Annotated in this window: 23 protein-coding genes; 7 read left to right on the top strand and 16 right to left on the bottom strand. The window is 44.6% G+C overall.

Going from position 1 to position 26,939, the window contains the following annotated elements; translation table 11 throughout:
- Positions 1-18 precede the first annotated feature (18 nt).
- The gene (locus tag R7Q47_RS01850; protein WP_017820512.1) at positions 19-519 is read left to right on the top strand and encodes a GNAT family N-acetyltransferase; all 501 of its coding nucleotides are present in this window, start codon (positions 19-21) and stop codon (positions 517-519) included.
- A 46-nt stretch (positions 520-565) separates the two neighbouring features.
- Here the strand turns inward: R7Q47_RS01850 and R7Q47_RS01845 are convergent, their stop codons facing one another.
- The gene (locus tag R7Q47_RS01845; protein ID WP_248486583.1) at positions 566-1,543 is read right to left on the bottom strand and encodes an ecdysteroid 22-kinase family protein; all 978 of its coding nucleotides are present in this window, start codon (positions 1,541-1,543) and stop codon (positions 566-568) included.
- Entirely contained in the window at positions 1,540-1,815 is a 276-nt protein-coding gene (locus R7Q47_RS01840; RefSeq protein ID WP_115386799.1) for a GNAT family N-acetyltransferase, read from the bottom strand. Before R7Q47_RS01840 ends, R7Q47_RS01845 begins: the two co-directional genes overlap by 4 nt.
- A gap of 127 nt (positions 1,816-1,942) precedes the next feature.
- Between R7Q47_RS01840 and R7Q47_RS01835 the strand changes: the two genes are divergently transcribed.
- Positions 1,943-2,689, top strand: coding sequence for a flagellar brake protein (locus R7Q47_RS01835; protein ID WP_042521645.1), 747 nt, complete (start codon positions 1,943-1,945; stop codon positions 2,687-2,689).
- Positions 2,690-2,813: 124 nt separating this feature from the next.
- Here R7Q47_RS01835 and R7Q47_RS01830 read toward each other — a convergent pair whose 3' ends face one another.
- The 3 genes from R7Q47_RS01830 to R7Q47_RS01820 form a co-directional block, all read right to left on the bottom strand.
- Complete coding sequence (locus R7Q47_RS01830; RefSeq protein ID WP_171344177.1) at positions 2,814-3,773, bottom strand: porin; 960 nt, start codon at positions 3,771-3,773, stop codon at positions 2,814-2,816.
- 397 nt (positions 3,774-4,170) lie between these two features.
- Positions 4,171-5,799: a methyl-accepting chemotaxis protein gene (locus tag R7Q47_RS01825; RefSeq protein ID WP_206949142.1), complete on the bottom strand. Its 1,629-nt coding sequence runs from the start codon at positions 5,797-5,799 to the stop codon at positions 4,171-4,173.
- Between the two features lie 293 nt (positions 5,800-6,092).
- Complete coding sequence (locus R7Q47_RS01820; protein WP_005375118.1) at positions 6,093-8,453, bottom strand: Lon protease family protein; 2,361 nt, start codon at positions 8,451-8,453, stop codon at positions 6,093-6,095.
- A gap of 187 nt (positions 8,454-8,640) precedes the next feature.
- On the opposite strand from R7Q47_RS01820, the gene R7Q47_RS01815 reads away from it, so the two are divergent.
- Together R7Q47_RS01815 and R7Q47_RS01810 are read left to right on the top strand one after the other, a co-directional pair.
- Positions 8,641-9,138, top strand: coding sequence for a hypothetical protein (locus tag R7Q47_RS01815; protein ID WP_005375116.1), 498 nt, complete (start codon positions 8,641-8,643; stop codon positions 9,136-9,138).
- Between the two features lie 85 nt (positions 9,139-9,223).
- Complete coding sequence (locus R7Q47_RS01810) at positions 9,224-10,855, top strand: ABC transporter ATP-binding protein (protein ID WP_318088568.1); 1,632 nt, start codon at positions 9,224-9,226, stop codon at positions 10,853-10,855.
- Positions 10,856-11,097: 242 nt separating this feature from the next.
- Here R7Q47_RS01810 and R7Q47_RS01805 read toward each other — a convergent pair whose 3' ends face one another.
- Together R7Q47_RS01805 and R7Q47_RS01800 are read right to left on the bottom strand one after the other, a co-directional pair.
- A complete protein-coding gene (locus R7Q47_RS01805) occupies positions 11,098-13,131 on the bottom strand; it encodes a prolyl oligopeptidase family serine peptidase (RefSeq protein WP_213910485.1) in 2,034 nt (677 codons plus the stop codon).
- A 120-nt stretch (positions 13,132-13,251) separates the two neighbouring features.
- Positions 13,252-14,151, bottom strand: coding sequence for a LysR family transcriptional regulator (locus R7Q47_RS01800; RefSeq protein ID WP_005375112.1), 900 nt, complete (start codon positions 14,149-14,151; stop codon positions 13,252-13,254).
- 162 nt (positions 14,152-14,313) lie between these two features.
- Here R7Q47_RS01800 and R7Q47_RS01795 point away from each other — a divergent pair, with 162 nt between their 5' ends.
- Both R7Q47_RS01795 and lldD read left to right on the top strand, forming a co-directional pair.
- Positions 14,314-16,005 (top strand): L-lactate permease, encoded by a 1,692-nt coding sequence (locus R7Q47_RS01795; RefSeq protein ID WP_005375111.1) that lies wholly within the window; start codon positions 14,314-14,316, stop codon positions 16,003-16,005.
- Between the two features lie 315 nt (positions 16,006-16,320).
- A complete protein-coding gene (gene lldD, locus R7Q47_RS01790; protein ID WP_005375110.1) occupies positions 16,321-17,460 on the top strand; it encodes an FMN-dependent L-lactate dehydrogenase LldD in 1,140 nt (379 codons plus the stop codon).
- Positions 17,461-17,550: 90 nt separating this feature from the next.
- Here lldD and R7Q47_RS01785 read toward each other — a convergent pair whose 3' ends face one another.
- On the bottom strand, positions 17,551-17,898 hold the full coding sequence (locus R7Q47_RS01785) for a helix-turn-helix domain-containing protein (RefSeq protein ID WP_005375109.1): 348 nt from the start codon (positions 17,896-17,898) through the stop codon (positions 17,551-17,553).
- Positions 17,899-18,198: 300 nt separating this feature from the next.
- On the opposite strand from R7Q47_RS01785, the gene R7Q47_RS01780 reads away from it, so the two are divergent.
- Positions 18,199-19,302 carry a mechanosensitive ion channel family protein gene (locus tag R7Q47_RS01780; protein WP_005375107.1) on the top strand — a complete coding sequence of 368 codons (1,104 nt, stop codon included), beginning with the start codon at positions 18,199-18,201 and terminating at the stop codon, positions 19,300-19,302.
- 72 nt (positions 19,303-19,374) lie between these two features.
- On the opposite strand, the gene R7Q47_RS01775 is transcribed toward R7Q47_RS01780, so the two are convergent.
- The 8 genes from R7Q47_RS01775 to tdh all read right to left on the bottom strand — a co-directional run bounded on the left by R7Q47_RS01775 (position 19,375) and on the right by tdh (position 26,905).
- On the bottom strand, positions 19,375-20,094 hold the full coding sequence (locus R7Q47_RS01775; protein WP_005375106.1) for a carbonic anhydrase: 720 nt from the start codon (positions 20,092-20,094) through the stop codon (positions 19,375-19,377).
- Positions 20,095-20,235: 141 nt separating this feature from the next.
- Positions 20,236-21,204, bottom strand: coding sequence for a spore coat U domain-containing protein (locus R7Q47_RS01770; RefSeq protein WP_206971234.1), 969 nt, complete (start codon positions 21,202-21,204; stop codon positions 20,236-20,238).
- Positions 21,201-23,627: a fimbria/pilus outer membrane usher protein gene (locus R7Q47_RS01765; RefSeq protein WP_411912862.1), complete on the bottom strand. Its 2,427-nt coding sequence runs from the start codon at positions 23,625-23,627 to the stop codon at positions 21,201-21,203. The genes R7Q47_RS01770 and R7Q47_RS01765 overlap by 4 nt, the downstream gene beginning before the upstream one ends.
- Positions 23,627-24,148, bottom strand: coding sequence for a molecular chaperone (locus R7Q47_RS01760; RefSeq protein ID WP_318088615.1), 522 nt, complete (start codon positions 24,146-24,148; stop codon positions 23,627-23,629). Before R7Q47_RS01760 ends, R7Q47_RS01765 begins: the two co-directional genes overlap by 1 nt.
- Positions 24,148-24,381 carry a hypothetical protein gene (locus R7Q47_RS01755; RefSeq protein WP_318088566.1) on the bottom strand — a complete coding sequence of 78 codons (234 nt, stop codon included), beginning with the start codon at positions 24,379-24,381 and terminating at the stop codon, positions 24,148-24,150. Before R7Q47_RS01755 ends, R7Q47_RS01760 begins: the two co-directional genes overlap by 1 nt.
- A gap of 20 nt (positions 24,382-24,401) precedes the next feature.
- Positions 24,402-24,899 (bottom strand): spore coat U domain-containing protein, encoded by a 498-nt coding sequence (locus R7Q47_RS01750; protein WP_318088613.1) that lies wholly within the window; start codon positions 24,897-24,899, stop codon positions 24,402-24,404.
- A 39-nt stretch (positions 24,900-24,938) separates the two neighbouring features.
- Positions 24,939-25,484 (bottom strand): spore coat U domain-containing protein, encoded by a 546-nt coding sequence (locus tag R7Q47_RS01745; protein WP_005375099.1) that lies wholly within the window; start codon positions 25,482-25,484, stop codon positions 24,939-24,941.
- Between the two features lie 389 nt (positions 25,485-25,873).
- Positions 25,874-26,905: an L-threonine 3-dehydrogenase gene (tdh, locus tag R7Q47_RS01740; RefSeq protein WP_005383983.1), complete on the bottom strand. Its 1,032-nt coding sequence runs from the start codon at positions 26,903-26,905 to the stop codon at positions 25,874-25,876.
- Positions 26,906-26,939: the final 34 nt, after the last annotated feature.

Genomic DNA, 26,939 nt, shown 5'->3' with positions numbered 1-26,939 from the left:
AAAGCGAAGGAGAGAGGCATGGAAATTATCGTACGTCCAACGACCGTCGAAGACGCAGCGGCACTCGTAGAAATCTATTCACAACCAAAAGCACAACGTGAAACCCTGCAACTCCCAAAGCCTTCGCTCGCGATGTGGGTGGAAAGGTTGTCAAACATACCTGATGGTGTTTATAGCTATGTCGCTGAAATTGATGGTAAAGTCGTCGGAAATATTGGCTTTCACCACTCTCTACGTCCAAGAACGATGCACACGGCATCGTTTGGCATCGGAGTACATGATAGTTTCCATGGACTCGGTATTGGTAGCAAATTGATAGAAACAGTCACTGAACTAGCAGATAACTGGTTAAATGTGAGAAGAATTCAGATAGAGGTCAATGCCGATAACGACGCCGCCATTGGGCTTTATAAAAAGCATGGATTTCAAATTGAAGGTGAAGCGATTGACGGTTCCTTCCGTGATGGTGAATTCATCAATACCTATTACATGGCGCGCATCAGACCAGGCCAAAGATAAAACAAAGCCTCCTACTAATTGGAGGCTTTTCTTTTTAAACTTCGACTCACTTTCGTAAGTAAGCCAACGCTCTGCGAGTCAATGCTTCTGTGTAGGGATTGATCTTCCAGTGGTCGGAACTCCAACCTTTCACAAAGCGCTGAAAGTCTGCCCAAGCCACAGCAAACAAAGGACGCCATTCACGCTCGACTTCATTAGGGTCAAGATTCGGTTGATAGCCCATTAGCGCGTGTTGCAACTGAGCAAAATACGTATCCAAAACCCAAACTTCCATCTCTGCACAACGTTCTGGCTTAACGGCGCTACTCATAAACAATGCCACATCTTTCATTGCACCCCCACATCCAACGTATTGAAAGTCAACCGCAGCAACGCTTGATTCTTCTTCATCAAAACAGAAGTTCGCCAATTTGGCATCACCATGTACTAGTGTTTTAAACTTAGCTTGCGAAAGCGTTTGATCAATCAATTGAGCCGCATTTTGTAGCTCAGTGTCTTGCAATGCTTCAAGCTCGTCGGGTCTGGTTGCTAAGTGCCAGTATGTTCCGGTATGCCACAACTTATCCGAACGAACATCGATGTATCGCGCATGAAAGTTCGCCAACCAAGTGAGGCAGGCTTGTAGATGCTCTAGCTGTGCATCTGTGATGACTTTTGGAAAGCCCACCTCGGCGAGATCTTCCATCACAATGAGCCATTCATTCTCCGATTGGAACGTTTTTAGACCTTGTGGTACTCGGCAGCGAGTATCCACCCCTCCGGAAAAATGCTCATACCAATTCACTTCCACCTGATAAGAATGCAACTTTCTTTGATGAGAACGGTCCGTATTCCAGCCTCTAGGATGCTCTGAAGGCTTAGGGAGTTTTACATGCTTAATGATCACCGAACGAGTAGAATAAGTAACTCGGACTAACTCTCCATAGCCTCCCCATAGCGATTGTATGACTTCTACAGAGCGGTAATTACCTAGATTGAGTTCCTGGCCAATATTTTGGTAGCGTTGGTGGTTGTTACTCATCATGTGAGCAGATGTGACCACGTTTGGTTCTTCTCCATGTAGTGAATAACATATGGGCAAACTGGTTTGATTTGATAACCGAGTGACTCAATTTCTGGCAACACCGCTTCCATCATCACTTTTCCGTACCCCTTACCTCGCAGTGCTTCAGGAACAACCGTTGATGTAATGTGCATGACATTACCCTTAAGCTGATAAATTAACTTGGCTTTATAGCCCTGCTCTAAATCAACCCAGAATGTACTATTCGTGGCTTCATGAGTTACTTTATGCATATCTTGCTCTCTAATTTTTGTTACAGATTGATTGAATCAAACTATATCACTGAATAAAATCGATACCATGCGAGAGTGCTGCTTCGCCTCACGCGATTACGTTCTTACATCAGGTACGACAATTATAATGAGAAATATGAGCCCAATTGCCAGAGACGGCAAGCTACCTCTGCAAAGCAAGAAGGCACCAGAACGTCAGGCAAGTACATTAAATAGCACCGATGCAATGGCAATGGTCGAACATGGCAGTGAAGTGAGCTTAAACGTCACCACCCCCGTTGGTACAAAGTTTATTACAACCAGCACATTTGTTGGCTGTCACTCAAATAATACTGCATTGATAGAGGTTCCGAACATCTCCGATGAAGACTTGAAGTTCTATTTTCAAGAAGGCTTTTGGATCAATGTAAAAGCCTACTCTCATCGAGGTGAAGGGGCCGTTATCCCATTTCGGGCCCAATTACAGCATCGACTAGGCGATCCGTACCCAATTTTGGTGCTAGACCTACCCAACACTATGCAGGTCTTTCAGCTTCGCAAAGAAGTGCGTTACGAAGTAAATTTGAGAGCGCGTGTTTGTTTAGAAGCCTATCGAACTGAATGCGAAATAAGAGATTTATCTCGTAGTGGCTGTCGTTTTGTAACATCACCAATGAGCCGGCCACTTCAGGTTGGTGACCACGTTTCATTGGATCTAACGATGCCCGGAGAGAGTCGTATGCTAGCGCCATTGCGAGGTCGTATTTGTAATTTACAAAAATCAACGCACTATGCTCGCTACGGAATGGAGTTTGATGAGGTTGGTAAAAACAACGCTAAAAACCTCCTCAGTCACCTCAAATTTGATGGTACTAAGCTCACACTAAAAAGATAGATTTGATAACCCCTATCGCTTATCAAGAAGCTTTGAAGTGCTAGAAAACAAGAAACCCCTTACTTTTCAGTAAGGGGTTTTTATTTACTAAGAATAAGGCAGTATCTTAGATAAGAGTCATGACTTAGAAGTCGTAACGTAGACCTAGCGCTAGCTCATCTTTTTCATCAGCGCCTTCGTTATCCATTAGATCGAAGTTGTATGATGCGTAGCCACGGAAGTTAGGCTTGAAGTAGTAAGTTACATCAACAGCTAGGTTTTCTACAGTATCTGCGTCTTCTAGTTCACCTTTGTTGAACGTAGAAGTGAATACAGTTTGACCCATAGTGTAAGCAGCGGCTAGTTCGTAGCCTTTGTAATCAAAAGTCTTACCTGCAACATCCATATCCGCGCCAGTGTAGTTACCAGCGAAGTAGAAGTCACCTACAGAGTATGCAGCTACCAGCATGAACTCATCGCTGTCGTTTTGATCTGCGTAACCAGCACCTAGTTCAAAACCAGTGTTAGCAAACGCGTAAACACCAGATAGAGAGAAGCCATCTTCCTCGTTGTCTGTAAAGCCTTGTGCATCTGTTGTGCGATCAGCAAAACGGTAGCTAGCGCGTACAGCTAGTTGCTCGAATTGGCCTTTGTAAGACAGCATGTTATCTGTACGGTCAGAAACAGGCAGTTTAAGTGCTGCTGTGTTACCGTGGTAAGCCATAATGTCAGTAAAGTCAGTAAGAACCACTAGTGCACCGTCGTTTTTACCGTAAGTTACTTCACCGTATTTGCCACCCAGACCCGCATAAGCGTAACGAGTTTCAAGATCACTATTGTTATCTACGGCACCTTCTTCTTTTGTTTTGAACTCACCTTCCCAAAAACCAACGCCGTATAAGTTTTCATTGATTTCCTGTTTGCCTAGGAAGTTAAGACGGATGCGAGTACGGTCTTCTGCCTTACCATCCATCATAGAAAGACGCGCTTCAGCGCGGCCGCCCATCTCAAGAGAAGTGCCATCTTGGTTGTATAGTTCTGAAGCGACAACTTGAGATCCTGATGCCATTAGCGCCACTGCTACAGCTAAAGTTTTTAATTTCATTTTTATTTTCCATATCATTGTTTTATATGTATTTTCTCACCAGAAAAACAGGACTTTTCTGTACCAACGAGAAAACTGGCGGCATAGTAGCAGCTGTTATTTTTCACGCAACGTGTTGAATAAACAGCGATTATAGAAGAAAACACCACTTAAAATGACGATATGAATACCTCTCAACCATCAAGTTATCGGTTGAGTTAAAAAAAATGTTCGCGTCAAAAAAAAATTGACGAAAAAAATGTAAAAACAATATCACAAAACGTGACATTGCCCGCAAAAAAATCTTGTTAACTGACTGTTTTAGATAGACTTATTGATAATAAATCCGATTATTACAAACAAAAAAATCCCTGAGCATTCACTCAGGGATTTAGAGATTTGATAAGTAGATGATGAATTAAAGCTTAAAGAAACTTAATTGCTCTTTCTGCTTCTCTGCAAGTAATGAAAGCTCAGTACTCGCACTTGCACTCTGGCTGATGCCCGCTACGTTTTGGTTTACAAGCTCCGACATGTTAACCACGTTGCGATTGATATCTTGAGTAACTTGAGACTGTTCTTCGGCTGCGGTTGCTACTTGCGTGTTTGAATCGTTGATGTTGGCGACTGACTCGGTAATTCCAACCAACGCTTCATTCGCTTGTTGCGTCAGCTCGTTGTTGCGGCTAAGCATATCAAGGCTGACTTGCATACTGTCATTCGCAAGCCCAGACTGCGCTTGAAGCTCTTCAATGATCGTTTGGATCTCTTGTGTCGAGTCTTGAGTACGCGCTGCTAGCATCCGTACTTCATCAGCTACTACCGCAAAACCACGACCAGACTCACCAGCTCGCGCCGCTTCAATCGCAGCATTCAATGCTAGCAAGTTGGTCTGCTCAGATACGCCGCGAATCACTTCAATAACATCGTTGATCTGTACAGATTGCTCTTTTAGACGCAAAACAACTTGCGCTGCATCGTTCAATGCTTGAGACATTTGCGCACTTGCTTCCGCACTTTCTTGGAAGATAGCCAAACCTGATTGAGCAAGTCCATCAGCTTCACGCGCAGTTGCGTCAGCAGAGGTCGCGTTATCACTCACATTATTCGCAGTGCTTGCAAGCTCGTTAACCGCAGATGCAACTTGCTCGATCTCCGCCAACTCTTGTTGAGCGTTCGCTTCCGCTTGCGTCATTACCGCAGCCAATTCGGTCGATGCAGATGCAACTTCCTCACTAATACGGGTTAACTGGTCCACAGTGTTGTATAACTGCTCTGCGGTTTGGTTTACATCTTTGCTCAGCTTAGAGATCTCATTGTCCCCATCGACATCTGCACGTACTGATAGATTACCCATTGCTAACTGACGCATCACTTCTTGCAGCTTTTGGATTGGTGTAACAATCATGCCAGATAGGAACCAAGCGCCTATCAATGAGAAAGCAAATACCGCTAAAACTGTCAACATAGCGTTATTTTGCACACGTTCATTTTGCTGATGACTTCTGATAGTAGATTGTTCAGCTTGCTCGTTTACATGCTTTGATAGCGTGTTAATTTGTTGGACCATTTCTCGGCCAACATTGCGATACTCTTTGACAAATGCACGGTACTCTCTATCCGATTTTAAACCTTGATCGTATTGGTTGAAGAAAGCAACTGAGCGCTCTGAATATCGCACATAGGATTCAATTGCTTGGCGAACTTTAACGGCATCGTCACGGAATAGGTTTCGGGCTTCAATTGCGCTTAAATCGGCATCAACTTGCTTTAAGCCTTCTTTCAATTCGGTTAGAAAATTCTCACGACGAGAAGCATCGTAAATAGCGTAAACCGCGCTTATGCGCAGAGGGTAAATTTGGTCGTCAATACTCGCCAATGTGTCTTTGTGAAAAACCAAAGATTCTTGGTTGGAAGCAATAACATCTTGCTCTGCTTGAAGATTGTTTTTAGTAATCCAAAGAGCAATAAACAAAACAATCGCGGTAAATAATACCGGAACCAAAATTTGCGTTCGTACTGACAAATTTTTCAGTGATAACTGCATGACAGGGCCTCAGTTGTATGCGTGATGTCTATATCCAAACAAACTCGAGCTGTGCTTATAACAACGTTACTTTTCGGCAGTTTGAATATCTATGCTTCCTTGCGACGGGATAAATCCCAGACGAATAAAAAAGTGGCGAATATTAGAGGTCGATCACACTTTTGTCTAGTACAAAAACTCTCCATTTTCAATCTGTTATTGACAATATCCCGACAGTGGCGTCGGGATATTGTCGTTATGATAAATTATGATCACTTATGATGAGATACATTCACATTTAGGACGGTTTCAGCCTATTTTCTCAACGAATTGAGCTTAGCTTGAGCAAGGCCAAAAATGGTATCGATTGGATAAGAACCTTCATCAGTTGGCTCACCAGCAACTTTCCCCGTAAACAATTCGATAGCTTCAGTAACATGGTCAATCGCCCAAATATTAAACTCGCCTTTTTCGACTGCTTTCACGATGTCGGAACGAAGCATTAGATTGTGAACATTAGAGCGCGGAATAATGACCCCCTGCCCGTCATGACGACCTTTAATTACACACACATCATAAAAGCCTTCGATCTTTTCGTTTACGCCACCAATAGGCTGAGCTTGACCAAATTGATTCATCGACCCTGTTATCGCAATGTCTTGTCGGTTTGGTTGCTTTGAAAAAGCAGACACAACCGCACATAACTCAGCCATGCTGGCACTATCACCATCAACACCACCATAAGATTGCTCAAAGGTAATGGTTGTCGTTAATGGCACTCGTGCCGTTTTACCAAATACGGAAGATAAGTAGGCAGACAAAATCATTACGCCCTTAGAGTGAATACTGCCACCCAAATCCACGCTGCGCTCGATATCGATAACATCCCCATCACCGTAACACGTCGTCGCTGTGATGCGATTCGGTGCACCAAACATGTAGTCACTAGTGCTCAATACCGAAAGTGCGTTCACTTGGCCTACGGCTTCTCCTTCGGTGCGAATCAGCGTTGTGCCGTTAATAAAGGTTTCCATTACGTTATCGCGTAATCGGCTTACTCGCATTTCTTGGTTATTGAGCGCCTCTTCAACATGCCCAATACGGATCATGTTAGAGTTAGCTTGACGAGCCACGTAGTTCGACTCTCGAAGCAAGTTGGCGATATTAGCCGAATGTAGAGATAGCTTGGATTGGTCGCCAGACAAACGTGAGCTGTATTCGATGATCCGAGCAATGGCTTTGCGATCGCAATGCAGCATATTGTTGTCATGCACCACGCTAGAGATAAAGCGCGCGTAATGCAGCTCAGACTCCGGCGTACGTTTCATTTCGTCTTCGAAATCTGCCGTCACACGGAACAACTCGCTGAACTCTGGATCGTAATGTTGGAGCAATTGGTAAGTTCGATAATCACCAAATAAGATAATTTTGATATCAAGCGGAATCGGTTCAGGATCGAGTGATACCGCCCCCGTCAATGTGACTTCTTTTTCTAGAGACGTAAAACTCAATTGACGAGCACGCAATGCGCGCTTCAAACCATCCCAAACGTAAGGCTGTTCAAGTACTTTCTGAGCATCCATTAATAGAACGCCGCCATTCGCCTTATGCAAGCTCCCTGCGCGAATCAGCGAGAAGTCGGTAAACACCGTTCCCTTGAAAGTGGCAGTCTCAATCGACCCGAAGAGTGAATGATAGTTGGGATTTTCTTCAACAACGATAGGAAATTCGCTGCTTTTACGGCTTACCAAGACGTTCACTTTATAACGACGTGGCAATTTTTTATCCAAGGATGCCGTCGCAATTTCGCCTTGCTCGCCACTTTGGTCAAGGAAGATATCTGCGTTTTCAACAATATCTTTTTGCAGCTCAGTTAAGTAGGTTTTGATTTCGGAATATTGCGCGTAATCCACTTTGAGTTTTTTGATGAAGTGAGTAATCACATCAAGCGTCACTTCATCATTGAGCTTTTTGATTTTATCGCTGTATGTCTCTTCCCACTCCGTAAGCTCACGAACCATCGAGCGCAATCGCACTTCGAGTTCATCAATAGCATCGCTGAATTGCTCTTGTTCTTTTTTGCTTAGTACATCAAAAGACTCTTCCGTATGAAGCTCATCACCGTTCATGGCGACAAACTGATAATCCCCCTGCGTAGTCAGTGTTAGGCTGATGCCCTTTTCTTTTGCCTCTCGACTAATACGATCCAGCTCGTTTTGTTGCTTAGCTGCCAATTGATTTTTTAATCGCTCAGCGCGGCTAAAGTACATTTCATTGTCGAATGCTAGGGGTAAAGCATTCAATAATTTGCCCATTAAAGCTTCAATATCAACACGTAGTTTATTTCCGATACCACAAGGCAGCTTTAATACCTTTGGTGTACGGGTATCCTCAAAGTTCGCAACGTAACACCAATCAAACAGGGCTGCTGCATCGTGTTGGTGACGATTCAGATAGCGCAAGATCATGGTGCGTTTACCTAGCCCATTCTGACCAATGGCGTAGATGTTATACCCTTTCTCTTTGATGGACATCGCAAACTCGACCGCTTTTTGCGCGCGCTCTTGGCCCACGATTTCATCAATTGGAGGTAACTCCTTGGTCGACTTACATGGCATATTCTCTAGATCTGCTACAGAATATAGCTGCTTAGCTTCCAATCTTAGTATTGCCATATCCACTTCCTTTTTTCTTATTTTCGTCATTTGAGTGTAGAGATTATTTGCTTAATTTTAAGTGATTTACCTTCCACCCTAGATTGATTGGACATTTTATGAACACATAAGTGATATTAACACGCACTTGCAATTGATAATCAATTTCATTTAATATCTAAACAAATCAAATGTTGTGGAGATGGATATGAATATTGAGCAATGCTGGATGCGCTACTTAAAAGCGGAGCAACTGATGGAACAAGGCCATTGGCCAGAAGCTCATCGTTTATATGACGACGTGCTCAACAATCTACCCAACCACATTCATTTAGCGCTAGAAAATGCACAAACTAAACCTTGCCAGTTTGTATGTCTCATTACGGGGCTTAGAGATGCCAGCGTGACGCAATCAGAGATTCTCAACAAACTCGGCTTACAACATGATGCGTTCTCAATACTCAATCAAACTTACGCGCTATTTCAATTTTTGCAGCTAGAGAGCCATGAACTGATTGAGCGCGTAGGTCACCTACTTGGTCAACAGAGCGAAGACTTGTTAGCTCACATGGCGGCATTTTGCTCTGCCCAACGTAATGCTCAATGGATGATAGAACTCGAGCACGTAACGCGGGCGCATGAGCAGTTCTTACATTTGCAAGCAATGAGTTCGGCAAAATCTTCGCCTTCTCACCTGTATAATTAATCTAAAGCTCAAGCATTGAGGCCAGCTAGGTTTATGCTGTCCATTGCTTGAGTATCATTTGCTTTATCAACCACAAGGATCTGTGATGTCTTCTAAAACCATTCTTTCGGTGAACAACCTATCAGTCAGCTTTACGACAAACGATGGGATCGTCGATGCAGTAAAGAATGTTAGCTTCGATTTAAAAGCAGGCGAGACGCTGTCCATCGTTGGCGAATCTGGCTCTGGCAAGTCAGTATCAACCAATGCACTGATGAAACTACTGCCAGACAACGCTATTTTGCATGAAAGCTCATCCATCATGTTTGAGGGTAGCTCCATCTTGGATAAAACAGAGCGTGAAATGCAAAGTATTCGCGGTGATCGCATTGGCATGATTTTTCAAGAGCCGATGACCTCACTAAACCCGTACATGCGGGTGGGTATCCAAGTCGCTGAGGCCATCATGTGTCACCGCCCGGTCGACAGACGAACAGCAAAAGCAAAGGTGTTAGAGCTGTTTGAATTGGTTCATATGCCAAACCCAGAAAAAGCGTACAACAAGTACCCACACGAATTTTCTGGTGGTCAATTGCAACGCATCATGATTGCGATGGCACTGATTAACGAGCCCGATATTTTGATCGCCGACGAACCTACAACAGCGTTGGATGTCACAGTTCAAGCAGAAGTGTTGCACCTGATTAAAGAAATTCAGGCTCAGATGGGCATGGCAATCCTATTTATTACTCATGACTTAGGCGTCGTAAAACACTTTGCAGACCGCATCATTGTGATGTGTAAAGGAGAAGTCGTCGAAGAAGGCGAAACGCAAATACTCTTCGAGGACCCAAAGCACGAATATACACGTATGCTAATCAACTCGATTCCTAAAGGCAGTAAGGAGCCTATTAGCGAAAGTGCTACACAGCTTTTAAAGGCCGACGATATACGAGTCAAATTCTTGGTAAAGTCGCATTTTATTGCGAGCAAGAATGAGTACTTCGAAGCGGTAAAAGGCATTTCTCTTGAGCTTAAACAAGGAGAGACCCTCGGGATCGTTGGGGAGTCCGGTTCAGATAAGTCTACACTCGGCCGAGCTTTGATAGGTCTACTGCCCTCAACTGGCAAAATAGAATACAAAGGCCAAGATATGGCCTTGCTGACAAACAAAGAACGTTTTGAGCTGAAAAAAGACGTTCAGATGGTATTCCAAGACCCTTATGGTTCGCTTTCTCCTCGTATGACTATCGGCGAGATCATCACAGAAGGATTAACTGTCCACCAACCAATGTTGAGTAAAAAAGAACGTATGCAGAAAGCGCGCAACGTGCTCCGTGAGGTCCGCTTAGATCCCGCGTCCATCAACCGTTATCCGCACGAGTTTTCAGGAGGCCAGCGTCAGCGTATTGCTATCGCGCGAGCACTGATCCTTGAACCTTCGTTTATTCTGCTTGATGAGCCAACCTCTGCATTAGACCGCTCGGTGCAACTGACAGTGATTGACCTTCTGAAAGATTTGCAGAAAAAACACAATATTGGCTACTTGTTTATTAGCCACGATCTATCAGTAGTTAAAGCACTCTCTGATCGTGTTCTAGTCATGCAAAAGGGCGAGGTCATGGAACAAGGTACGGCCGAAAAGATTTTCCAAAACCCTAAAAATGACTACACGAAAAAACTGATAGATGCCTCATTTGATCTTGAAAACAGTGAAAATCAGCACAATGCGGCTTAGGTTCATCACAGTTTCATATTCATAAACTAGGATTAAGAAAAGGTGATGAATTCATCTTGTCTTAAGAATGGCGTAGCTGCCTTTCGGTTTGGCCGCCGAGACTGGTTGGTTCAAGAGTCAGACTTAGTCAACCTGGCTCAAATACTGGCAAACAGTATGAATTGAGTTCCCCCAACCATGAAAAATGCCGCGACACTGTCGCGGCATTTTTTTATTCTCAGAAGCTTCGAACAACTAGGGCATTAAATCGACTCAATACCCATATTATGTAACGTAAATGCATACACGTCTGTGGTGAGGTCAATTTGCTTACTCAGCGGCATTCCTGCACCATGACCGGCATTAACATCAATGCGTATCAATACTGGATTAGCGCCTTGCTGTTTGTCTTGCAGCTCCGCAATAAATTTGTACGAATGTGCTGGCACAACTCGGTCGTCGTGATCAGCAGTTGTCACCAAGGTAGCAGGATATTGCACGCCTTCTTTTACATTGTGAACAGGAGAGTAACCAAGCAAGTATTGGAACATCGCTTCACTTTGCTCCGACGTGCCATAGTCATACTTCCAGCCTTCTCCAGAAGTAAACGTGTGATAACGCAGCATATCAAGCACGCCAACCGCAGGCAGCGCGACTTTGAATAGTTCAGGGCGTTGCGTCATACACGCTCCAACTAACAAACCACCATTAGAACCACCGCGAATCGCTAGGCGATCCGAGCTAGTGTAGTCGTTTTCAATCAGGTATTCCGCCGCCGCAATAAAGTCATCAAACACGTTTTGCTTTTGCTGCTGAGTGCCTGCGTTGTGCCAGGCTTTACCGTATTCACCGCCGCCTCGCATGTTGGCGACAGCGTATATACCACCCAACTCTAGCCAGTTGGCTACATTGCCAGAAAACATTGGAGTAAGGCTGATGTTAAAACCGCCGTAACCATACAACATGGTTGGTGCTCTACCATCAAGTGCAATGCCCTTCTTGTATGAAATGATCATCGGAACTTGCGTGCCGTCTTTTGAGGTGTAAAACACCTGTTTTGATTCATACTCATTACGATCGAACGGTGCCTTTGATTCCTGAAACAGTGTCGATTCACCAGATTCGACATCAAATGAGAAGATCGTCGGAGGCGTCACGTAGTTAGTGAATGTGTAATAAAGTGTGGTTTCTTCTTTTTTACCCGCCAGACCATAAGCCGTGCCTTCTCCCAGCAATTGTACATCTCGAATCCACTCACCTTGGTAGTTAAACTGCTGCACTTTAGAAAGCACATCTACCATATAAGTCGCAAACAGATAACCGCCACCTTTGCTGATTTCTAACGGCTGTTCTTGTTCAGCAATCACGTCAGCCCATTGTTCTGTCTGAGTGTTGTAGCTGACAACTTTGCCGTTCGGCGCATCTAGGTTGGTGTAAAGCAGCAAGGTCTCGTCTTGACTATCAATCAAGTAGGTGTCGCCTTGCGTTGTATCGCGCAGCGTCACAATTGCTTGGGAGTCAGACTGTAAATCGATATAAAACAGACGATTACCCGATGTAGATTCTGCGCCAGAGATAATAAGGAAGCGATCATCTGTCGTCGTCGTACCAGACACATAACGATGAACTTGCGTATCCAACTCACCAAAAATCACTTTATCTTCAGATTGAGGGGTACCAAGTTCATGATAATAAAGCTTGTGATGCTCAGTTCGAGCAGACAACTCGCTGCCTTGCGGCTTATCGTAGCTTGAGTAATAGAAGCCTTTGCTGCCCAGCCAAGAAATCGACGTAAACTTCGCATCAACAATCTCAGGCTCTAACTGTTCTTTGGTTTCCGTATCAATGACAAAGATCTTACGCCAATCACTACCCCCTTCTGAGATGGAATACGCGACCAAACGGTAGTCTTTAGAGAAGCTGACTTCGCCAAGAGAGGTCGTGCCCTCTTCGGAGAAAGCATTTGGATCAAGGAAAACCTCGGCTTCTCCCTCGCCTTTACGTCGATACAATACGCTTTGGTTTTGCAAACCGTCGTTTTTGTAGAAGTAGGTGTAGTCACCACGTACAAATGGCTGGGAATATTTTTCGTAGTTTTGACTGTTCGCCACTAAGTCACGGATTTGTTGGCGGTACGGTATCTGACCAAGGAAATCGAAGGTGACCGAATTTTGACCCGAAACCCATTGTGCGGTTTCTTCACTGCGATCATCTTCTAACCAGCGATAAGGGTCGGCAATGTCGTGACCAAAATAAGTGTCCACGACAGAATCTTTACGTGTTTTTGGGTAATGCATAACGTCCGTGTTACTCCGTTGTTTTTATTAAGTTGTTTATCTTCAATCGTTTTATTGCGGTGATTACCTTAGAGCACCCAATTTTGATTTCAACGACATTGTTTTAAATCTATGAAGAACCTAGAAATAATGAGATATCGTTAAGTACCGGTCACGAATGTGCTCAATAAGCAGCTTCACTTTGTTCGGTGGTTGACGAGTAAACGGATACACCGCGTAGATACCCAACTTTTTACCTACTAATTCAGGAAAAATATCCACCAGTTGACCATTACGAATATCGTGATACACCAAGCAGCGCGGGACGTAAGCAATACCATGGCCGCCCAGAGCGGCTTTACGTAATGCGGTCGCGTTATCAGTAGAAAAGCAGCCCGATACTTTGACGATGTAATTGCCATCTTCTCCTTTAAACTCCCAATCCGTTGCACCTGTGGTTTGGTAAGCGTATTGCAGACAATTGTGCGTGGTGAGATCAATCGGCTCGATCGGTTTCCCATTTTTAGCGATATATGAAGGGGACGCGCATACCACCCATTGGGAATCGAGAATATGTCGTGCGATCAAACTGGAGTCGGCTAGGTAGCCAGTTCGAATGACTAAGTCGTAACCATCAGCCACTAAATCGACAAAGCGGTTATCCAATGACATGTCCACGGTCAGACCCGGATGAAGGTTACAAAACTCGGCAACAGCATCAGCAAGTATCAAATCTCCAGAGATACACGGCACGGACATTTTTATATGACCGCTCACATTCTCTCCAAAGCCTGCAACAGCATCCATAGCCTCCTGAGTGGCCTGCTTCACATTTTTAGCACTGTGGAGTAACACCTTACCTGCCTCGGTCAAGGTTAATTTGCGCGTTGTTCGATATAATAGCTGAGCCCCTATTTCTTCCTCCAACCTCGCCATTCTTTTGCTAACTACCGAATTTGTAAGGTTATTTGCCTCTGCAACCTTACTAAAGCTGCCAAGTTCGATTACTTGAGAAAATAGGATTAAGTCGTCTGCTCTCATACCATTATGTCACTTTTGGAATTAATTATTTTCATTATTTCCCTATATCAACAAAAAATAAAGGAGTAAATTCACGCCAAATTAACAAAACCATTACAACAAAAAGTCACCTCTACAGCGGATTGACACCGTTCGAGAAGTCAGCGTACGAAGGATGTACAAATGAGTGAAACCCTACTTGCCCTAGTGGCATTTTCGCCAATTGTTGTTGCCGCCATCTTATTGGTTGGTCTCAACTGGCCTGCTAAAAAAGCCATGCCTGTTGCGTTCGGTCTAACCGTCGCTATCGCACTTATGTTTTGGGATATGTCAGCCAATCGCGTACTGGCTTCCGTATTCCAAGGACTCGGCATTACTGTCTCTGTTCTATGGATCGTGTTTGGTGCCATCTTCTTGCTCAACACTTTAAAACACACTGGAGCGATCACCACAATCCGTAATGGATTTACCGATATTTCGGCTGACCGCCGTGTACAAGCCATCATCATTGCTTGGTGCTTTGGCTCGTTCATTGAAGGCGCATCTGGGTTCGGTACCCCGGCAGCAATCGCTGCACCACTGCTGGTTGCAATCGGCTTCCCTGCGCTAGCCGCTGTCCTAATGGGCATGATGATTCAGTCTACGCCTGTTTCATTCGGCGCGGTAGGCACGCCTATCATCGTAGGTGTAAACAAAGGTTTAGACACCCATAACATCAGTGAGTCGTTGGCCGCACAAGGTGCAACGTGGGAAATGTACCTGCAAGATATCACAGCGCACGTTGCTGTCATTCACGCAGTCGTAGGTACGATGATCCCAGTATTAATGGCGATGATGTTAACACGCTTTTTCGGCAAGAACAGAAGCTGGAGTGAAGGCCTGGATATTCTACCATTTGCGCTATTCGCTGGTGTCTCTTTCACCGTTCCATACGCGTTAACCGGCGTATTCTTGGGCGCAGAGTTTCCTTCACTTATCGGTGGTTTGGTTGGTCTGTCTATCGTTGTTACCGCAGCGAAAAAAGGCTTCTTAGTACCAAAGACTAAGTGGGATTTCGAAAGCGAAGACAAATGGCCTGCAGAGTGGTTAGGCTCGCTAAAAGTCGATCTAAACGACAATCCGGGCAAGCCAATGAGCATCGTAAAAGCTTGGGTTCCATATGTAATGCTGGCAGTTATTCTCGTCGCAAGCCGCGTTAGCCCTGAGCTGAAAGGCTTTGTACAAAGCGTAAGTTTGTCGTTCAGCAACATTCTTGGTGAGACTGGCGTTAGCGCTGCGATTCAGCCGTTATACCTTCCTGGTGGCATTCTGGTGTTTGTCGCACTACTTGCTGCAATGTTACAAAGCGGTAGTGTAAAGCCATTGCGTGAAGCGTTTGGCGAGTCAAGCAAAACACTGATTGGGGCGGGTTTTGTCTTGGTATTTACCATTCCGATGGTTCGTATCTTTATCAACTCAGGCATCAACGGTGCTGACCTAGCAAGTATGCCCGTCACAACCGCAAACTTCGCCTCTGACCTTGTTGGTTCTGCGTTCCCAGCGCTGAGTGCCACCGTTGGTGCACTGGGTGCGTTCATCGCTGGCTCAAACACGGTATCAAATATGATGTTCAGCCAGTTCCAATTCGAAGTGGCACAAACGTTGTCTATTTCGAGTGTGATTGTTGTATCACTCCAGGCCGTCGGTGCTGCTGCAGGTAACATGATTGCGATTCACAACGTTGTTGCCGCATCAGCCACGGTAGGTTTGCTTGGTCGAGAAGGCGCAACATTGCGTAAGACGATTATCCCTACGTTCTACTACATTGTAATGACAGGCATTATTGGATTGGTGCTGATTTATGGCTTCCAAATGACAGATGTCTTAATGAAGTAACGCGAAACGCAGGGTTTACAACCCTGCCTAATTTGACACAGCTGTCTGCACTACTACCCCGACATGTTGATTTAGCTTGCTACATCAATTCCCCCGACAGCTGTGTCATCCTTTCCAGTTTGCATAACTGATTGAGTGATTTAATAAAATTTTTCAACCAATTATGTAAATGGGTTACCAACATCACCGGTTCAAACGTAAGTGAACCATAGGTAACTATACTCATTTTGATGTCTTCACTGCTTTGCGATGAAGACTCAACGAAAGAGCAAATTGCTCCACAACTTTGCTTAGAATAACCGCTAGGACACCATTATGATTATCTCAGCTTCTACTGACTACCGCGCTGCCGCGAAAGCCAAGCTTCCCCCGTTTCTATTCCATTATATTGATGGCGGCTCTTACGACGAACGCACGCTGAAGCGTAATACTGACGATTTAGGTGATGTCGCTCTTCGCCAACGCGTCCTACGCGATATGACAGATTTGAGCCTCGAAACCGAGATCTTCGGTGAGAAACTGGCAATGCCAATCGCGCTAGCTCCTGTTGGTCTAACTGGTATGTACGCGCGCCGAGGCGAGGTGCAAGCAGCAAAAGCAGCCGAGAAAAAAGGCATCCCATTTACTATGTCGACTGTTTCGGTTTGTCCGATTGAAGAAGTCGCACCTGCAATTGAACGACCAATGTGGTTCCAGCTTTACGTGCTTAAAGACCGTGGCTTTATGAAAAACGTACTTGAGCGTGCAAAAGCAGCAGGCGTAACAACGCTGGTGTTTACCGTTGATATGCCAGTTCCTGGCGCACGTTACCGTGACATGCACTCAGGTATGAGTGGCCCTAACGCGGCCATGCGTCGTGTACTCCAGGCGATGCGCCACCCAAGCTGGGCGCTGGATGTGGGTCTACTTGGTAAACCGCACGACTTAGGTAACATCTCAACTTATCGTGGCGAACCAACAAAGCTAGAAGATTACATCGGCTGGTTAGGCGCAAACTTCGACCCTTCTATCTCCTGGAAAGATCTTGAGTGGATTCGTGATTTTTGGGATGGCCCAATGGTTATCAAAGGCATTCTAGATGAAGAAGACGCGAAAGATGCGGTACGTTTCGGCGCAGATGGCATTGTGGTATCTAACCATGGTGGCCGTCAGTTAGATGGCGTACTTTCAAGTGCTAAAGCACTACCAAGCATTGCGGATGCGGTAAAAGGTGATCTTAAGATCTTCGTAGACTCTGGTATTCGTACTGGTCTTGATGTCGTTCGTATGCTCGCACTTGGTGCAGACTGTACGCTTCTTGGCCGTTCATTTGTGTACGCATTGGCAGCACAAGGCGGAGCAGGCGTTGAAAATCTACTGGATCTGTACGATAAAGAAATGCGTGTAGCAATGACGCTGACTGGCGCTAAGTCTATCGCGGATCTTTCACGCGATTCGCTAGTGAAAATCCCATAATCTTTGCAAGCGAGCAAAACAGAAACGAAAAAACGAGCCAACAGTGGCTCGTTTTTTATTGCTCTTCAACCCGATAATTTGACGAGCAAGCTAGCTAACTTGGTGAACGTACTCGATCACGACTTGGTTTCCGTCGATAAACACGTTACTGATATCGCCATCCACCGTCACACGATTTTGTAAATAAACGGTACCAGATGCAGATAGATCACGCTCCGTCAAAGACGGAATCACCTGACCAGGACGTACATGTAGCTGCTCGCATAGCTGTTTTACAAAACCTAGCGTCAGTGGAGAATTACCACGTAACAAGCCAGAAAACTCGTGTAGACTCAAACCAAGGCGCTTCGCCATTTCCATTTGAGTGATGTGCATTTTGGCTTTTTGTGACATCCAGATGTCGTAGAGCGCGTTTCGATCCAGCTCTGTAAATTCCATATCTGCCTCCGCTAATTCAAGAGTCAATACACTCTCACACTTACTTAAGATAAATGTTAGCGATAAGTCAGAGAAGTTATAATTGATCGTCCAAATATCAACCCTCAATCATTGGTAGCGTACCTCTGAACATGCATGAGGCGGTCGCTCAGCAAAACGTAAAGGTAACTCTCTTGTCATTGGAAGGAAAAGTCCATCTCGGCGGTTTAGACATAAGTAAATGATTTAAAGGAAATCACTGGGGTGAAGGAGTAATATCTGCTACCTTTCCTTCCATGGTTCACTAGAAATAAGTTACATATGCCACAGTGGTTTACCGAATTACAAAGCTACATTGAAACGTCTCATCAAAATTGGAGTGGAAGCGTCCTTTTCATTACGCTCGCTAGCTTTATAGCTTGGATAGCTTGGCGGCTGATTCGCTCTCGCCTCGCTGCGCTCGTAGAGAAAACGCCCTTCCACTGGGATGACATGTTGCTTGATGCGCTAAAAGCGCCAGTCAGTACACTCATTTGGTGTTGGCCTGCAACCGTCTCTATCGGCATCATATTAGAGAGCGAGCTCAACGATAAAATAAACTGGTTAAGTACGCTGAAACTGATTTTAATCATCAGCATCTTCGTATGGACCGTTATGCGGCTCATTACCAATGTTGAAGAGCATGTTCTCGAACAAAAGAACCGAGATGAAACAACAGTACAAGCGATAGCTAAGGTCGCGCGCCTGTTCTTTATTACCGTCGGAATTCTAACCGTAATGCAGGCATTTGGTCTGTCACTATCGGGCCTACTTACCTTCGGTGGTGTTGGTGGTTTGATCGTCGGTTTAGCGGCGAAGGATTTGCTGTCTAACTTTTTTGGAGGTCTTATGATCTACTTCGATCGTCCATTTAAAGTTGGCGATTGGATCCGTTCTCCAGACCGACAAATAGAGGGGACGGTAGAACGCATTGGCTGGCGTATGACCATTATCCGAACTTTCGATAAGCGTCCACTGTATGTGCCAAACTCAGTGTTTAGCAGCATTGTCGTAGAAAACCCATCTCGCATGCTGAACCGACGTATCTACGAAAAAATTGGACTTCGTTACGACGATGCTGAAAAAATGCCGCAAATTATCACCGCGGTAAAAGAAATGCTGAAAAATCACAAAGACATTGATGCACGCCAAACACTTATCGTCAACTTCGATACATTCGGTCCATCATCATTGCACTTCTTTATCTATACCTTTACTAAAACCGTGAATTGGGTGAGATACCATGAGGTTAAGCAGGACATACTGCTTAAGGTAATCAACATCATTAAAGAACACGATGCAGATATCGCGTTCCCTACTCAGACGCTTAAGCTTGATCCTATACAAATGGTAAAAGCGGAAGAGCAAGAAGATCACGGCTTCTAGTTCTCACCAATACCCAAATAATCAAGCCCGCTGTGTTTAAGCGGGCTTTTTATTTTTCTTCGCATGAAGTGGTTATTGTTGCGTTAACACCATACGTGCATTCAGCGGTTGGATTGGGCGATTGTTTTTCCCCATTACTTCCGAAAAAGATTTTATCTGCTCAGGAGAAATAGTTTGTGCTTCTTTCATCACCAACCAACGTACACCTTCAGAGCATGGCGGTGTCGTTAGTGAGCCGTTAAAGCGGTAGTAGTCTTTATCACTTGGGATAAGGGCATCAGCATCAAATGGAACCTTGATGGTAACATCTTGATCTTTAGTTGGAATGTTAGCTAGCATCTTAGCTAGATCTGGGTTCGCGTCACCCAGTTTAAAGAACACCGCGACAACAGCTAGATGACCTACTTTGTCGGCATGCACAAAGTGTGCTTCTAGAGGGTATTCTTTACCGTCCACATGGTTTTCAGATGGCGTATGGAAGTGGAACTGTTTCAACGTAAACTCTTTACCATCAATGGTGAGTGTGTTTTTACCTTCTAAACCAGTCTGTAAAGTGTGACCGTTGTTCAGCAGTGAAATTGCCTTACCTTCGTAGTCGAAATTCAATTTTTCTAGCTTCGCTTCGGTCGCCGATTCAATGTTGATTGGGCTCTGGTTTTGACCTTTTGCGCACTCAGATGCAAACTCACCCCAATGAGCAGGTCCATGGTTTCCCTCGTAGCCCCAGCTTGCTGCATAAGCTGTTCCTGTAAATACCAGTGCCAAACCTAATGTTGTTAGTGACTTCTTCATCATTTTCCTTATTTCTGAAAGTTAAATTCCGTGAGAATAAAGCCATACTAATCTCACAAAATTAAGCAGTGACAGAGTGAAAACTATGATTACAAAAGATTTTTGGAATAGAAGCCTCTAATGATGTAATTGACATGATGCTCAAAATTGAACGTCAACGATTATTGAGTCGGTGTAAGTACCTGCAGGAGGGGTCGTTTGGCTGGTTAGTATCTGCGCGCGATAATTATAATTCTGTGGAGTGATACCATCAGGAATAGAGCCGCCAGTATCGACGTCACTGTGTTCACGACGTTCAGAACTGGTTCCTCCCCAGCGATCCATCGATGATGACTTATAGATTTCATACTCCAAATAGTGACCACTAGAAATCATTCGCCGCTGACCGCCGGACGCATTTAGGCCGTCATTCAAGCCAATGGAGAAGGAACTATTCTTGGTACAAGTTAACGATATAACCTGACTGACTGGCTCAAAACCGGCCACTAATGGGGACGAACCAAAATCAATATCTGGCGCCGTGATCATACAATCAGGGGTCACTTCCAACTCAACCGTAATCACGCTTTGAGCGCTGCCATTGGCGCGGCCAATGCATACTCCTAGAACCCCGATACCCTTACAGTAATCCCAAATCCAGGATACGGTGATTTGGTCTTTATAAGTCCCAGCGGAAAGATTACTACCCACTCCCGTCCGAGCATAGAGCGGAAACTCGGCTTGAGTGCCAAACAACCCGAGTAAATCGAGTAACCCGATTTCAAAAAAATTGTAAGTTTGGCCGAATACATACTCTTGTGAAAGACCTGGATCGCCAAAAATCTGATAGCTGAGCTCCGAACTCGGATCATCCTCATTTAATAGCAAACCATTATTTATACTGTTAAACGTTGCTGATACGTAGTCGCCACTTAACAAAGACACAAGTGTAGAAAAGTCACACGTAATCCCCGCATGAGGCTGAGCTGAGCTTTGCTGCTGAGAGCTTGAAACAGTAAACGAAGAAACATTGCCAAACAAGATTAAAGGTGCTGCCGCCGTGAGCTGACAAGCCATTGTCGAGCACGAGAAAAAGAGAAGTAGGCTAGCAAACCAGCTGCGCAAAATCATAGTGCGGTCTCTTCTTCGGCTTTGATACAAACCTGCTCAGGCAATGTTTGTATTTTTTGACTGTCACGCTGATACAACCCCTCAATAAACACTTTACATGGCGACTGTCCTTGAGGATAAAACTGAATATAGCGGCCTGGGTCAACGCCTTCAAAGTACGTAAAACCATCCCAACCAATTTGGCTTGTTAAGCCCGTTTCTGAGCGGCCATATGTACCAATCGGAAGGAACAAATGATTTTCGTCTACCACCGTCATGCTCAGTGCAATTTGTAGCTCTATTGGGAACTCTAACAGGTAGCCGTAGCCCGAATGTATCGAAGCAAACTGCTCTGTTGCAGAAAACGCAGCATTGGCAGGTAAATTAAGTGGATCGATTTCATATTTGGCGGTGTAATACGCCGTAGCCCAAGGAACAAGTAAGTAACCTTCATCGTCTGTCACTCCGACAATTTGATTTTCATATTTAACCGGAATACCTTCAAAACCACTGGTGCTCACCACAGCGAAGCTGTCATACACTTCATTCGCCGGGAATATTTCTCCATCCAACGTAGAGACCGAACCTGCCATTTCCGCAAAATAATCATAGTCGCCACTGGTGCCATTTAACCCCGCTCTGAACTGCGCCCATGACGCACGGTAGGTCAAATCAGCCTGTTTACGGTTTTCTGGGTGTTCGTTAATATCATGCGCTAAATTGACGCCCCACCCACCTCGTATTGGCGCAAGGCGGCTGTAACCCACTCGCCCTCGCACATCGCCATCGTCCTCTCTTTTCAGCGTTAGCCCCGAACTTCCCCCCAAAGAACTGAAAGGTAGAGAGAATTGCGCCAACGTAACACTCTGACCACCAATACTATGATTGTAAGAAAGGGACATATTGATATTAAAAGGCAGAGCGTAGCTATAAGTGAGATTTAGGGTACGTGAATCTGAGTCGGATTGTTGAATATCAAAGTACCCACCAGAAAGTGAGCCCCAATCTCCCAAACGGACTCCCATATTGATTTGTGATAGATGGCGCGACGCGAGTGAAGCGTCTTTGCCTTCATCGAGCATTTCGTAATTTGGTAAATGAGATAAGGTATAAAAGTCGGCTTGTTCTACTTGAGTTCGAGCAGCGAAGCTAAACAGCCGAGACTGATAACTATAACCTAGCGCATATGAGGTAGATTGATCCTGAAAATTACTCACACGAAACGAGGCATCCACCGTACCCAAGTTGAAAGCATTAGTGACAAAGCCCAGCCCCGCAACGATCAGGTCATCTTTTGCTTCAGCTTGAGCTTCTAATGTTAACCAATCAGTCATGCCATGACGCAGAGCGGTAACCACGCCACCGTCTCCATAGTCGTTAGATGCATTACCGAAATTTTCTCTGATCGCACCAATACTCGCACTGTAAGATGTAAATCCGGTCTTGAGTAGATCGGAAGAGAGAAAAAATGGGCTGGTCATGACCGTTTGCTTACCTTGAGCATCCGTTGCAATTACCGTTGCTTCCCCAGCACCAGAGAGCATTGGAATATCGTTAATAATGAAAGGACCGGGCCCAACATTCATTGAGTCAGTTTTAAAGCCATTGATAAACAAATCTAACGTAGTGGGCGCTGTGACCTCACCGTAAAATGCAGGTAACGGCGTCGTCACGACATCCGGACGCATAGAGAAATCATGCGACAACTGAATACCCGCCAGTCTTACTGGTTGGCTCCAAGATAAAGGGCGAACAATATAGTCCCCTACCTCTATACGAATTCGCTTCTCTTGATTGACGTACTCGTAACTCGTATCAAAACGAGTGTACTGGCTGCTTTGCTGGGACTGAACATCGCGATGAAAGTTAGATTTAAATATCCCGGTAGTAGAAAAAACGCCAAACTCAGAAAAGGCTCTGACTTCATGATTGATAGAAACCTCCTTTTGTCGGCTTTCGTTCTCGTACACACCAAATACGTTGTAGTTAAGCAGGCCACCACGCCCAAACTGAGCTGGGGAAAATCGCCCCATATCCTGCGCTGATAAGTTCTGCATCGGTAACCAATTAGGCGGTACGTCAATTGCAAGTTGCAATGACGATTGCAAGTAACGCACGTTAACACCTGGGATAGACGTAACCTCAAGTCTCTCTTCGGTTCCAGGCAACGACTTGGCGGTAACCCCAACTGAAATGAGGTCCTCCCGGAGCAAAAAGAACTGATCGCCAACTCGCTCAACTTTCGCAACAAGCCCTGTTGCTCTTTGATTGATCACCAACTCCAGATTGAGGCTGATATTCTCAAACTTTTCTAAAGAGAAATTTTCAGGACTCGGTAGCTCAGAGAAGTGGTTTGCTGAATTTGCACAAAGACCAATACTGCTCCACGTTACGCTAAGTAATACCAACCAAAAGAAAGCATTCATTGTATTAAATCTATTCATTATTGCTTCAATGGTATTTGGTAACGTTTACCTCCAATATTCGCGCTCAAACTCATAGGTCTGACATTACTATGGGGAATAGACCAAACCTTATACTGTTCAGGAAGAATATAGCCAGCTAGTCCATCGGAAATAACGACAGGATCTTTATTTGGTAGGTTCAATTGTAAATTCACTAAGCGAACATGGTGTTTTCCTGAATTTTTAATGTGAACAAAACGCTGATTATTTTTCTTAATAAACTGTGCCTGTAAATCATCCCATAATTCACTGTCACGGTTTGGTTTTTGAGTATCAGTCAGCCCTTTCCCGTAAATAAACAAAGGTATCGAGTAACGCATTCGGACTTTTACAGCGAGTTCATTTTCCGTCAATTCTGTTTGAGGGTTTTGAGTTGGCGGTAATTCATCTATGATCACTCGGTATGCATACTCCTTACCCGCAGAGGCTTCATCTTGGTTGATGATGCGGATTAACTGCTTTTCACCTGGTTCAATTTTGACAAACGGAGGGGTTGCAATTAACTGGCTTTGACTTGAATAGCTATCTTCTCCTTCGTTTTGTTCCCACTTAAAATTCTCACCTGTAAATAAGAATCAACACTGCCTTTATTTACCATCCAAAGTGATGTTGCATTGCTCTCCTCTGATATTTTGGGGTAAATCGGCCAAATTAATAATGAGTTAGCGTTGGCATTTGAGAAAAAAACAAAAAGGAAGGCTATTAATAATAGTTTTTTGAGTATGAATTCCATTTCACCCCTCCAAAGTTCACTTACCACTCTAATGTCAGCGTAAGCGTATCCATATAAATTCCAGCCATTTCATTCCCATTTATTGTCGCCTTTGCCCAGATAGGAAACTGAATATTATCTGGGTCTTGGTCAGTATCGACGGAATATTGCGTGTCAATATCAAGCACCTGCATATAATTTAGATCCTGAAACAAAAAGTAATCTACCGTTGTCGCTTCTTCACTGTGCTTTAGCTTACGTACACCATCCGATGCATTCATCCCGCCATTTACGGAAACATTCATCGTAATACCCGGAGTACAACTTAATGTGAGTGATGAACTGTAAGTGATGCTGCCTTGTACTTCCGTCGCGTAAACTGAAGAATGCTCACCAAAATCTAACGTGCCTATTTGCCCGGCTTGGGTTGCGCTTTCTTCTTGTACTGCGCCGTTAATCAAACAACCTGTATCTACGGTGGCAGACACCTGAAAAGTTTGTGTCGCATCAGCCAGCACAGTTAAAGAGCACAAACTCATCGCGACAAGTGAAAAGCCCCTAACAACCAGCGTCACGTTTTACCAGCTTAGCGTCACACTGATGGTATCGGAGTATGTACCGGCAATGCTGCTCGTACCGTAAGCTTTCGCAAAAAGCTCAATAGTTTGCGATGTTGCACTAGTAAATTCAGACAGAGCTACCGTCCCGCCTTGTATAATTTGTGTGCTTCGGTCTGAGTCGGTAAACAACGTATAATCAATAAATTGCGCGCCATTTGACATCGCATAGGTACCAACGGTCGCACTTGCATCATACAATCCGGTGCCCAATGTAAACGTCGGTGTCACACCGTTACTACAAAGCACTTCAATACCCGTCGCACTACCACCATTTACCACACCATCTTGTTCACTGAAGATTGCAGGCACGTCTCCAAAGGCGAGTGAGCCAAAGCCAACGCCAGAAGCTGCATCTACCGCATTATTTCCATTAATCACACAACCTTGTACAAGGTTAATTGAAACATCAATCGTACCGCTCACTGACGCTCCACTCGCTTGCCAACTAAATGAGGTTAAGAGCAGAGGCATCATCAGATAAAATCTTTTCATATAAAGCTCCATTTTTACATTCCACTGTATATCGGTAACCTTTTTATTAGTTATAGCTCAATTATGACAAACCAAATGCATATAAAATGTAAAACAATAAAAAGAAGCAGGATAAGGATAAAGACGAACAGCAAATAAAAACATTAAACTTAAAAATGGCGATTTTTAAGCATTTAATTCCAAAGGATAACCACGAAAAACAAATGGTTATTATCTTATTCCAAATACAGAATCGACAATGAGTTAGAAGGTAGGGTGAAGTTGAGTGGAAAAAATCTAAAAAAAGTAGCAGAACGACACGAGAAGTTTAGAAAAGATTGGCGACCATTTCTTCCCGAAACAAGAATCTTCATGAAACAAAAATGCGCCCCAAAAAGGAGCGCATTTCTTACTTGAATAAGTTATTCCCAATCAAGAATAACCTTGCCTGACATGCCAGAGCGCATGACGTCAAAGCCTTCTTGGAAATCATCAATCTTGTAGTGGTGCGTGATGATTGGCGATAGATCCAAACCAGATTGGATCAGTGAAGCCATCTTGTACCACGTTTCGAACATTTCACGGCCGTAAATGCCTTTGATCACCAAGCCTTTGAAGATAACTTGGTTCCAGTCGATACCCATGTCTGATGGCGGAATACCGAGTAGTGCAATGCGACCACCGTGGTTCATTGTGGTTAGCATTGAGTTGAATGCTGCTGGGTTACCAGACATTTCTAGACCAACGTCGAAGCCTTCTGTCATGCCTAGCTCAGCCATTACGTCTTCTAGCTTCTCTTCAGCCACGTTTACTGCGCGTGTTACACCCATCTTACGAGCAAGTTCTAGACGGTATTCGTTCACGTCTGTGATCACTACGTGGCGAGCACCAACGTGCTTTGCTACTGCCGCTGCCATGATACCGATTGGGCCAGCACCTGTGATAAGCACGTCTTCGCCTACTAGGTCGAAAGAAAGTGCTGTGTGTACTGCGTTACCAAACGGGTCAAAGATAGACGCTAGATCGTCAGAGATGCCTTCAGGGATCTTGAACGCGTTGAACGCTGGGATCACTAGGTATTCTGCGAATGCACCTTCGCGGTTAACGCCCACACCAATCGTGTTACGACATAGGTGAGTACGGCCGCCACGACAGTTACGACAATGACCACACGTGATGTGACCTTCGCCAGATACGCGGTCACCGATTTCAAAGCCACGAACTTCCTGACCAATCGCAACCACTTCACCCACGTATTCGTGACCGACAACCATAGGCACTGGAATTGTCTTTTGTGACCATTCGTCCCAATTGTAGATGTGTACGTCTGTACCACAGATAGCGGTTTTCTTAATTTTGATCAGAATGTCGTTATGGCCAACTTCAGGTTTATCAACCTCAGTCATCCAGATGCCTTCTTCAGGCTTTAGCTTTGATAATGCTTTAATTTTCATAATGTAACCTTAATTAAAGGCCCTATTGTCTAAG

The sequence above is a fragment of the Vibrio sp. Vb0349 genome, assembly GCF_033338975.1.
This window is presented reverse-complemented; position numbering and strand designations above follow the sequence as displayed.